At 67.3% G+C, this 6950-nt stretch carries 6 protein-coding genes and 1 pseudogene; 1 reads left to right on the top strand and 6 read right to left on the bottom strand.

What is annotated here, in order from left to right; genetic code table 11:
* Positions 1–33: 33 nt before the first annotated feature.
* The 5 genes and pseudogenes from VMV28_07955 to VMV28_07975 all read right to left on the bottom strand — a co-directional run bounded on the left by VMV28_07955 (position 34) and on the right by VMV28_07975 (position 3586).
* Positions 34–843 (bottom strand): annotated as a pseudogene (locus tag VMV28_07955) (C15orf41 family protein).
* Positions 782–1624, bottom strand: a complete 843-nt coding sequence (locus tag VMV28_07960; GenBank protein HUZ80530.1) for an NAD+ synthase — start codon at positions 1622–1624, stop codon at positions 782–784. The pseudogene VMV28_07955 and the gene VMV28_07960 overlap by 62 nt, the downstream one beginning before the upstream one ends.
* Entirely contained in the window at positions 1621–2643 is a 1023-nt protein-coding gene (locus VMV28_07965; protein HUZ80531.1) for an archaeosine biosynthesis radical SAM protein RaSEA, read from the bottom strand. The genes VMV28_07960 and VMV28_07965 overlap by 4 nt, the downstream gene beginning before the upstream one ends.
* Positions 2640–3347 carry a DUF120 domain-containing protein gene (locus tag VMV28_07970; GenBank protein HUZ80532.1) on the bottom strand — a complete coding sequence of 236 codons (708 nt, stop codon included), beginning with the start codon at positions 3345–3347 and terminating at the stop codon, positions 2640–2642. Before VMV28_07970 ends, VMV28_07965 begins: the two co-directional genes overlap by 4 nt.
* Positions 3344–3586, bottom strand: coding sequence for an LSm family protein (locus tag VMV28_07975; GenBank protein ID HUZ80533.1), 243 nt, complete (start codon positions 3584–3586; stop codon positions 3344–3346). Before VMV28_07975 ends, VMV28_07970 begins: the two co-directional genes overlap by 4 nt.
* Before the next feature lie 86 nt (positions 3587–3672).
* Here VMV28_07975 and VMV28_07980 point away from each other — a divergent pair, with 86 nt between their 5' ends.
* A complete protein-coding gene (locus VMV28_07980; protein HUZ80534.1) occupies positions 3673–4809 on the top strand; it encodes a citrate/2-methylcitrate synthase in 1137 nt (378 codons plus the stop codon).
* Positions 4810–4824: 15 nt separating this feature from the next.
* Here the strand turns inward: VMV28_07980 and dnaK are convergent, their stop codons facing one another.
* Positions 4825–6714 carry a molecular chaperone DnaK gene (gene dnaK, locus VMV28_07985; GenBank protein HUZ80535.1) on the bottom strand — a complete coding sequence of 630 codons (1890 nt, stop codon included), beginning with the start codon at positions 6712–6714 and terminating at the stop codon, positions 4825–4827.
* Positions 6715–6950 lie beyond the last annotated feature (236 nt).

Raw genomic sequence — 6950 nt, forward strand, 5'->3', positions numbered from 1 at the left:
GTCCCACAGGAGGATCCCGGGGGGAGACTCGCCCTCCTCGATGTACCCGTACCAGTATACGACCGCGCCCTCTCCGAATATCTCGGTGTACGGTCCGAGCTGGCGCTTGAGGTTTTTGCGTAGCTCCACGTCGTCGCCGAAGTTCGCTTTCGATTCGATCCAGGTGATCTTTTGGCCGAGGAAGACGATCGGGTCGTCGAGGAGCGCGTCCGGGGTCTTTTGGAACTTGCCGCGAAGGTCCTTCTCCGTCCGATACCCGATCCCGTGCTTCTCGAGCCACCGGTACAGGCGATCCTCGCCCTTGATCCCTCGCTCCCGCTGGAGTTCCATCCCGCGCGGCGAGTAGATCATGTCGGCCGAGAGGAGCTCCTCGACCTCGTGCCGCAGGCGCGCGTCGGGAGCCGATTCGGGGTGCAGGAACGATCCCCATACCTGCTTGCGCGGGACCCCGAGACCCTTCATGATGATCTGGCCGGCCAGTACGGGCGGGAACCGCCACTCGTGCGAGATATCGAGCATGCTGCGGCCGCGCTTCCACTCGGAGAGCACTCGGGGGAGCTGGTGCTGGACCGGATAGAAACGGCGGGTCGCGTCCCGCGTGACCCGGTGGGTATGGATGACGAAGAGGAGCTCCTCGTCTCGATGTTCGTCGTGGGAGATGCGGTGCACGTCGTCGAGCGTCGCCAGGGCGTCATACAGGCGACGGTAGGTGGGGCGGTCCATGGGAAGCCGAAAAGTCCTCCGGACGATTCGGCCGGTCCAACCGCAGTTGAGCTTAAGGCTATGGTCGGGAGCGCCGTGCCCCGTGCGAAGGTTCGGCGTGCCCGCCCGTCGCGCTCGCATCCGTTCCCATTTTGGCCATCGGAGCGGGGACTCGCTTGTGGAGGTTCCGCTCCACTCGATCGGCGATGCCGCGCACGGTCTCCAGCGGTAGCGCGGTCTCGCGCGCAATCTCCCCGACACCCTCCCCCTGCTGCAGCGCTACGAGGATCCGGTCGATCTCGGCATACCCGAGACCGAGCTCGGCCTCGTCCGTCTGATCCGGCCAAAGGCCCGCGCTGGGGGCTCGCGCCCGGACCGGGCCGGGAAGCTCGAGCTGGGCTGCGAGGGCCCGGATCTGCGTCTTGTACAGCTCCCCGATCGGAAGCAGGTCAACGCCGCCATCCCCATGCTTCGTGAAGTATCCGAGGAGGATCTCCGACCGGTTCCCGGTGCCGAGCACCAGCCGATGCCGCTCGCGAGAGAGGGCGTAGAGCGTCGTCATCCGGATCCGGGCCTTCGTGTTGCCCCAGGTGACCCGATCTGGGATGTCGGGCAACGCCGCGCGGAAGGCGTTCTCGATGGACGTGATCACGACGGTCTGTCGTTCGATCCCGAGCGCATCCGCGTACTGCTCGGTTTCCTTTCTCAGGGCCTCCGGGAACGCCGCGTCCGGCATGAGGACTCCGAGCACGCGGTCCTTGCCGAGCGCGTCGGAAGCGAGGCGGGCCACGAGGGCGCTATCGATGCCCCCCGAGAGGCCCACGACGGCCCCTTCGATCCCCTCGCTCCGCACGTAGGATCGCAGAAAGGCATGGATCGTCGCCTCGGCATGCGGCGGCAAATCCGGCACACAGGCGCTCACGCCTCGACCCCTACCGGCTCGAGGGAGCGCACGGTCTCCCAGTTCGCCCGGCAGCCGCACTCGAGCTCTCGCAAAGGCTCGAACTCCTGGGTGAGCGAGGCGCGTTGGATCGCGGCGAGGACCCGTCGATCGCATCGACCGCAGTTGTGCGGCCCGCGCGCGAGACCGCCCGCCGTCGGGAAGGAGACGAGACGAGACGAACCGCGCCGAGCCGCCCCCTCGATCATCGACTCGACCACGCTCCACAGCCACGGCGGCCGGTAGCGCCGGCGATGGTAGAGCCACTCGACCACGGTGCCGTTCTGGATGTGGACCGGATTGATGGACAGGGCATCGAAGTGGGCCTGGGCGGCCGCGACCGATGCGACCACGTCGGCGATGGCCTCGTCCTCTCCGAGGTACGGGGGCTTGAGGAGCAGGTACGCCTTCGCCTGCATCCCCGCGGCTCGCACCCGGTCCCCCGCGGCGAAGTACTCCTCGGGCGACGAGCCCTTGTTGATGAGCCGGGAGAGCACGTCCGCGTTGGCGCTCTCCAGGCCGAGGGCCACCTCGATCTCCCCGGGGAAGACCTCGGAGAGAGGGGCGAGGACCTCCGGGGTCGTGAACTCCGGGAGCGTCTCGAACAGGAAGCGACGGGCTCTGCCGGCGAACGCGCCCAGGATGCTCCGTCGGCTCTCGGGGTCGACCTCGCGGTCATCGAGGAAGCTTCCCGAGGTGTACACCTTGACGTACGGCTCGCCTCGGTATCGGTCGATCGCAGCTTGGAGCTGGTGCGCGAGCTCGTCGGGCGTGGCCGAGCGGCCGAGCGTATCCTTTGCGTAGCCGCACATCGAGCAGCCCTTGACGTCGGCCCAGTAGCAGCCGCGCGTCTTCAGGATCAGCACGAACGCGCGGACCTCCTCACGGCCGAGGGCCTCGGCCTCCACCCATTGGTTGACGAACCGGCGGGCAGCGTCGGGCTCGGCCGGCGCCGGGCGTCGCTCGTCGGCGACCGAGCGGGCGATCGATCGCGCGCTCACGACTCCTCGACCTCGACGCCGACGTCCATCGCATCCGTCAGATGCAACGTCTCCCGGAGCGATTCGGGGGCGACGAATTCGACGACATCCTCGTAGTGGGTCCGATCCGGCCGGATGAGATGACAGGGGTGGTCGTTGAGCCGCGCCACGTAGCAGGTCGCGCCCCCGAACGTCCGGTCGCCGGCCTGGAACCCATCGATCCGGATCCCCGCCCAGTGGCGCACGAGCCCAATCTGGCGACGGGTCCCGGCTTCGATCCGAACGTTGAGCGTGCCGGGAAACGGACCGTACCCGAGGCGGGAGGGAAACTGCTGGGCGTATCCCGGCTGGGAGAGGTAGTAGCGGCCCTCCCCGAGACCGGAGGTGACTGTTCCCCGGAAGGAGATCCGGGCCGGGCCATCGAAGATGCGGTGGTAGATGTGGTACTCCGCACGCAGGGCGTCGATCCCTGCGGACGTCAGCGCGAGCTTCGGGCGTCGCCCCACCAGGGTCCGGGTGAGGTAGCCGCGCTTCTCCAACGCGACGAGGTAGCGGTCGGCGGCCTGCTGGCTCGCTCCGATCCTCTCGCCGACCTCGCGCGAGGTCAATTCGAGGGGGGCGCGGTCGGCGCCCGCGAGCCCGAGCTGCTTGAGGACGGCGAGCTCCTCTCCCTTCGAACGGAGACGAGAGCGCTCCCGATCACTCGAGGGGGTCCCTGCGCTCACGGTGCTTTCGCCGGCATCCGTCCCGGCGCGAAAAGGCTCGTCACACTAGAGCCACGAACGATCAGGCGACCGAGACGACGCGTCCGCTCCGCCGTCGTCTCCTCGGAGTGGTCCAGGACGAGATTGAGGTGCTCGTCCATGCCGAGCAGCTCGCCCGAGATGGTGCGCCCGTCCTTCAGGACGAGCGAGACGCGCTGATGGAGCGCCTGCTCCAGGACTTGGGCCGGACCGGTCGCCATCGTCGACAGGAGTGGGGGAGCTTCCTTAACCTTTCCCGGAACGCGCCCCGGCAAAGCGATATCCTGGCGTACCTCCGTCGCGCGGTATGGCCGAGAGCGTCACGACGGCGAAGGGGCTCGCCGGGGTCGTCGTCGGCTCGAGTCGGATCAGCGACGTCGGAGGCGAAACGGGGACGCTCGTCTACCGCGGCTTCAACGTACGCGAACTCGTGCCCGGAACGCCGTACGAATCCATCGTCCATCTGCTCCTGTTCGGAGATCCGCCTTCGGAGGACCCCTCCCGACGAATCTCGGAAGCGCTCGCGGCGGCCCGCACCCTGCCCCCGGCGCTCGCCGAGGCGGCGGACGCGCTCCCGGCCGGGAAGCCCCCTCTGGAAGCGATGCGGACCCTCCTGTCGATGATGGGAGATGGCACGTACGGGTACCCCCCGACGCTCGAGCAGGGGTACGAGCTCATCGCGCGGCTTCCCGTGCTGCTCACTCGATATCTACGCCGCTCGCGGGGCGAGGACCCGATCGATTCTCGGCCCGGCCTCGGTCAGGTGGCGAACTACCTCGCCATGCTGCATGGGACGGATCCGGATCCCGCCCACGTCCGAGCTCTGACAGGCTACTTCGATCTCCTCGCGGACCATGGAATGAACCCGTCGACGTTCGCCCTCACGATCGGGATATCGACCCAGACCGACCTCATCAGCGCGGCGACCGCCGCGCTCTCGGTGCTCAAGGGCCCGTTGCACGGAGGCGCTCCCAGCCTCGTCGTCCAGATGCTGGACGCCGTGGGCACCGCGGACCGCGCGGAGACCTACGTCGCAGAGCAACTCGAGCACCGTCGTCTCCTCTACGGGTTCGGCCACCGCGTGTACAAGGTCGAGGATCCTCGGGCGGTCCTGCTGCACCAACTCGCTCGGGACGTCGCCGATCCCGCGCGCGTCCATCTCGCCGAGGCGGTAGAGCGCTGCGCGCTCGAGGCGCTCCACCGGGCGCGGCCGGGGGCCCGGATCTACACGAACGTGGAGTACTACAGCGCGGTCGTGCTCGAGGCGGTGGGGATCCCGCGCGATTGCATGACCCCGACCTTCGCGCTCGCCCGAACGGCAGGCTGGGTCGCCCACGCGCTCGAGCAAGCCGCAGACAACCGGGTGATCCGTCCCGACGTTCGCTACGAGGGACCCGGGAGCGGACGGACCTGGCCGCGCCCGCGCGGCGCGGGCGAGCCATAGGGCGTCGCGCTCGGCCTACGTGGAGCCCGCGCTACCGCCCTTGTCGTCGTCGACGACTTTGAAGTCCGCGTCCACGGGGCCGTTCGCTGGGGGCTCTTCGGCCGGCGGCGCGGTGCTCGGGCCGGACTCGGTCGGGGGAGGCGGGGGTGGCGCGGTCTGGTACAGCTCCTGAGACACCTTGTGCAGCGCTCGCACGAGCTCCTCTGTCAGTTCGCGCACCCGCGCGACCGGGGTTTCGGCCGACTTCAAGGCCTCACGCACGGTGGTGATCTTCCCCCGGAGATCGCTGATCGCGGACTCGGGGATCTTGGCCTTCTGCTCCTCCAGGAGCCGTTCGGCCTCGTAGGCGAGCGACTCGGCGCGGTTGCGTGCCTCGACGCCCTCCGTGCGCTCGCGGTCCTTGCTGGCGAACTGCTCCGCCTCTCGGACCATCTTCTCGATGTCCTCCTTGCTGAGCTTGTTCGCGGCACTGATCGTAATCCCTTGCTGGCGGCCGCTCGCGAGATCCTTCGCGGAGACGTTCACGAGCCCGTTCGCGTCGATGTCGAAGGTGACCTCGACCTGGGGAACCCCGCGGGGGGCCGGCGGGATGCCCGTCAATAGGAATCGTCCGAGCGGGACGTTGTCCTCGCTCATCGGCCGCTCGCCCTGAAAGACCTTGATCTCCACCGTGGACTGGTTGTCGGCCGCGGTGCTGAACACCTGGGCCTTCCGGGAGGGGATCGTCGTGTTCCGTTCGATCAGTCGGGTGAAGACGCCCCCGAGGGTCTCTACCCCCAACGAGAGCGGGGTCACGTCGAGCAGCAAGACATCCTTGACCTCGCCGGCGAGCACACCGCCCTGGATTGCGGCGCCCGTGGCGACGCACTCCATCGGGTCGACTCCCCGCTCGATCGGCCGGCCCAGCTCGGTTTCCAGGAACCGCTGGACCACCGGCATCCGGGTCGGACCCCCGACGAGGACGATGCGATCGATCTGGTCCTTGCTCAGCTTCGCGTCCTTGAGGGCCTGTTCGACCGGGGACTTGCAGCGGGCGATGATGTCACGCACGAGCTCTTCGAGCTTGGCGCGGGTCAGTTGCAGCGCGAGGTGCTTCGGGCCCTCGTTGGTGGCGGTCAGGAAGGGCAGGTTGATCTGAGTGTCCAAGGTCGAAGAGAGCTCGATCTTGGCCTTCTCTGCGGCGTCGCGGACCCGCTGGACCGCCATCTTGTCCGAGCGAATGTCAATCCCGCTTTCCTTGCGGAACTCCACGGCGATCCAGTCGGTGATCGCCGTGTCCATGTCGGTCCCGCCGAGCTGCGTGTCGCCGCTCGTGGAGACGACCTCGAAGACTCCGTCGCCAAAGTCCATGATCGTGACATCGAGAGTCCCACCGCCGAGATCGAAGACCAGGATCTTCTGGCTCTTGCCGCTCTTGTCGAGCCCGTACGCAAGGCTCGCGGCGGTAGGCTCGTTGATGATCCGGACGACCTCGAGCCCGGCAATCGCACCGGCGTCCTTCGTCGCCTGGCGCTGGTTGTCGTTGAAGTAGGCGGGGACCGTGATGACCGCCTTGTCGACCTTCTCCCCGATGAACGCCTCGGCGTCCCGCTTGATCTTCTGGAGCAGGAAGCCCGAGAGCTGTTGCGGCGTGTACTCCTTTCCTTGGAGCCGATACTTGTAATCGGTCCCCATCTTCCGCTTGAAAGCGGTGACGGTCCCCTCAGGGTTCGAGATCGCTTGACGGCGCGCCGGCTCCCCGACGATCAACTGACCGTCCTTCGCGAACGCGACGTACGATGGAAATGCCTTTCCCCCGCCCACAGTCGTGCCCTCGGCGCTCGGGATTATCACCGGCCGTCCGCCTTCCAACATGGCGGCGGCCGAGTTGCTGGTCCCTAGATCGATTCCGATGATTTTTGACATAACGTGCTCCTTCGATGGTCCTCGGGAGGCGTCCCTAGGTTATCGCGAATAAAATGTAAGCTCTATTATATAAAAGAACCTAGCTTCAACGGTTGGTGTAGTGTACAGGAATTAGTTCCCTTACGCGATCGGCGGCGTCGCATCATGCGGCCTCCGGAATTTGATCGATCGCCCGCATATGGAGGCCGAGGAGGCTCTCCGGGGGGAGCTTCCGCTGGAAGGCTTCCCGGGGCGTC

This window comes from Thermoplasmata archaeon (genome assembly GCA_035532555.1).
Classification (GTDB): domain Archaea; phylum Thermoplasmatota; class Thermoplasmata; order Lutacidiplasmatales; family UBA184; genus Lutacidiplasma.

Bases quoted from the DNA above. Each gene is read 5' to 3' on its own strand.
- dnaK (HUZ80535.1), bottom strand. From the start codon at position 6,714: ATGTCAAAAATCATCGGAATCGATCTAGGGACCAGCAACTCGGCCGCC.
- VMV28_07975 (HUZ80533.1), bottom strand. From the start codon at position 3,586: ATGGCGACCGGTCCGGCCCAAGTCCTGGAGCAGGCGCTCCATCAGCGC.
- VMV28_07980 (HUZ80534.1), top strand. From the start codon at position 3,673: ATGGCCGAGAGCGTCACGACGGCGAAGGGGCTCGCCGGGGTCGTCGTC.